At 66.6% G+C, this 3,251-nt stretch carries 2 protein-coding genes; both read right to left on the reverse strand.

Annotated elements, in window-relative coordinates; all coding sequences use genetic code 11:
* Positions 1-1,560: GAF domain-containing protein (locus tag F624_RS36160; RefSeq protein WP_157443754.1), on the reverse strand; the 1,560-nt coding region annotated here is incomplete at its 3' end.
* Between the two features lie 83 nt (positions 1,561-1,643).
* The coding region (locus tag F624_RS0131820) for a response regulator (protein WP_019578404.1) at positions 1,644-3,251 on the reverse strand (1,608 nt) is incomplete at its 5' end.

The following is a 3,251-nucleotide window of genomic DNA, read 5'->3' on the forward strand; positions in this document are numbered from 1 at the left end:
CAGCAGCAGGTGCGACATCCCCAGCACCGCGTTCATCGGCGTCCTGATCTCGTGGCTCATGTTCGCCAGGAACTCGCTCTTCGAGCGGTTCGCGGTTTCGGCCTCGGTGCGGGCCTGGATCAGGGCCTGCTCGTCGCGCTTGCTCTCGGTGATGTCGGTCTCGATGGCCATGAAGCCCTGCAACACCCCGGCGCTGTCGCGCAGGTCGTTGCAGCTGACGTCGATCCAGTAAGGGGCGCCTGACTTGGCGTAGTTGAGCAGATCGACCCGGAAGCCCTGCCCCGCCCGCAGCGAGCGGCGCATGTGGGCCACCGTGCCCAGGTCGGTGTCGGGCCCTTGCAGGAAGTGGCCCGGGCGCAGGCCGCGCACCTCCTCAAGACGGTAGCCGGTGATGCGGGTGAAGCCATCGTTGACCCAATCGATCTCGCCGCGGGCGTTGGTGATGATCACGCCATTGGTGGTCTCGCTCGCCACGCGGGACAGCCGCGTCAGTTCGCGCTGGATGCGCGTGTTCTCAGCCTGGATGCGCGCCGCTTCGATGAGCTGGCCGATGGTGACCAGCAAGGGGCGCAGAAAGTCGGTCAGGCCTGGCTCGTAGGTGCTGCGGAGCTTGCCCACGCCCAGCAGGGCCACCAGGTCCCCAGCGTGGTGGATGGGCACCGCCAGAAAGGCACTCAGCCGGGCATCGCCCCAGACCAGTTCGTCACCCGCCGTGGCCCCCTGCTCGCGCAACAGCGGTTGGCCGTCCGACAGCACGCTGGCAAACACGCGCTGCAGGCTCTTGAGGTCTTCGCTGAAGGGGTCGGCCTCCAGGCCGATGTCCACCAACTGGGTGGAGGGCGCGTGGCTTTGCAGGCCATGGATGGCCTGGATCTGCAGGCTGGGAAAGTCGTCACCCAGCTTGTAGACCTCTCCCAGGAAGCCGACATCGCTCTCGGTGAGCTCCAGCAACTGGTTCAACAGGTTCTCGAACACACTGGAGCGATCGGCATCGCGGATGAACAAGGCCTGGGTATCGACCAAAACCTCGCCCAGATACCGGGCACGCTGCAAGGCCTCGGTGCGTTCGCGCAGGACCTGCTGATTGATCTCCTGCTCCACCAGGTCCGCCAGGTCGCGCAGGGTGCGCCGCTGCCCCGGGTCGAGTTGGCGCGGCTCATCGTGAATCACGCACAGCGAGCCCAGGCGCAGCCCTTCGGGGGAGCGCAGCGGGGCCCCCGCATAAAAGCGGATGTGGGGCGACCCCAGCACCAGGGGGTTGTCGGCAAAGCGCGGGTCCAGCAAGGCATCAGGGACTTCGAAGATGTCAGCCTGCAAAATGGTGTGGCCACAGAAGGACATATCGCGTGACGTGGCGCTGGCATCCAGACCGTCGCAGGATTTGAACCATTGGCGGTCACTGTCGACCAGCGACACCACGGCGATATTGACGTCCAGCAACAGACGGGCCAAGCGCGTGAGACGGTCGAAGCGCTCTTCTCGGGGGGTATCGAGCAGGCCCGTTGCGCGCAGGGCAGCCAGCCGCAAGGTCTCGTCAGGGGGAAAAGCAGGAGCTTGCATGAAAACAACCAGTCATGTCGGGCGCGCGCGCCTGGCCATCAGGCCGCGCAGAATAGGCGTCAAAGTCGGGGCAGAGGACAGTTTCATGATCCCCCCGCGCCGCGCAAGGCCTGCAAGGCCGCAGGAAAGTCGAAACCACGGATGCCCGCTTCCAGGGCCCGGTAGTTGGCCCCAAGTTCACGCTTGAACAATTCGGCATGCTGGGCCAGCAGGTCGGCGGCATCAGGGTCGTCGTCGGCCAGCAGGGACTCGAGGCGCTGCCGGAGCTGGCGAGCCTGCTGGCGAGCGACCTCGTCCACCACCGGGGCTGGCGCTGCCACCGGGGCCGCTGGGACTGCGGGCGACAGCTGCGACTCGATCCCGTGAACCACCACGGCCAGCTGCGACTTGAGTCGCCCGGTCAGTTCGAGGGCTGCATCGGGGTCGGCCCGTTCACTCACAAGCGCATCCAGCTCGGTGGCCAGTTGCTGCAGGCCTGTGGCACCGATGTTGCCGGCCACGCCCTTCAAGGTGTGGGCCAGAATTTCGGCCCGGTCCCAGTCACGCTGGTCCAGGGCCTGAAGGATCTGGTCAGGCACATCGCGCTGGCCGCTGACAAACTTGCGCAGCAGCGACAAGTAAAGCGGAATGCTGCCGATCACGCGGCGCAGCCCCTGACCTACATCAAGCCCCGGGATCTGCAACACGGCACGCTCCAGCAGCGAGGGCGACTCGACGGCCCCGCTGCCCGCCGCCTCAGCGGGAGCGGCGCTTGCCGCACCGACCTCGGCGCCTGAGTCCGAGCCCGATTTGTCTGGAATCCAGCGCAGCAGCACACGCCCCAGCTCCTCGGGCTCGATCGGTTTGGTGACGAAATCGACCATGCCCGCCTGCAGGCAACGTTCACGGTCACTGTCACGGGCGTTGGCCGTCATGGCCACGATGGGGATGTGCTGCCACTCTTCGCGCTGGCGGATCGCCAGGGTGGCCGTGATGCCATCCATGACCGGCATCTGCATGTCCATGAGCACCAGGTCGTAAGGGTTCTGTGCCACCTTGTCGAGGGCGATCTGCCCGTTGCCCGCGATGTCGACCATCAGGCCGGCCAGCCGCAGGATGCCGGCCGCCACCTCCTGGTTGAGGTCGTTGTCCTCGACCAGCAAAACCCGGGCACCGCGCACCGGCAGCAGATCCTGGCTGGTGCCGGCCCAATGGGCCTGAGCACGGCGCTGACGACGCCGCACCCCGCCCGGGGATCCGAGCAGACTGATCAGGGTGTCAAACAACAAGGATGGATTGATGGGCTTGACGATGAGCGCATCGATGCCGGCCTCACGCGCCGCAGGCCGCAAGTCTTCACGGCCATGACTGCCCACCAGCACCAGGCGGGGGGTCACGACACTGCCCAGCGAACGGATCTGGCGCGCCAGGTCGACCCCCGCCACGTCGGGCATTTTCCAGTCCAGAAAGGCCAGATCAATGGCGGTGCCCGGGCCGGCCTGGCCCAGCAGCGCCAGTGCCTCGTCGGCTGTAGCGGCCTGCAGCACCTGGAAGCTGAGGGTGGTGAGCTGCTGACTGAGCAGTGCACGGGCACGGGGGTTGTCGTCCACCACCAGCACCCGCTTGCCACGCACGTCGGGCAGTGGTTCATGCAGCGCCGGCAACTGCGTGGATTTGCGCAGGCGGGCGGTGAACCAGAAGGTCGCCCCCTG

The organism is Curvibacter lanceolatus ATCC 14669, from assembly GCF_000381265.1.
Lineage (GTDB): Bacteria > Pseudomonadota > Gammaproteobacteria > Burkholderiales > Burkholderiaceae_C > Curvibacter > Curvibacter lanceolatus.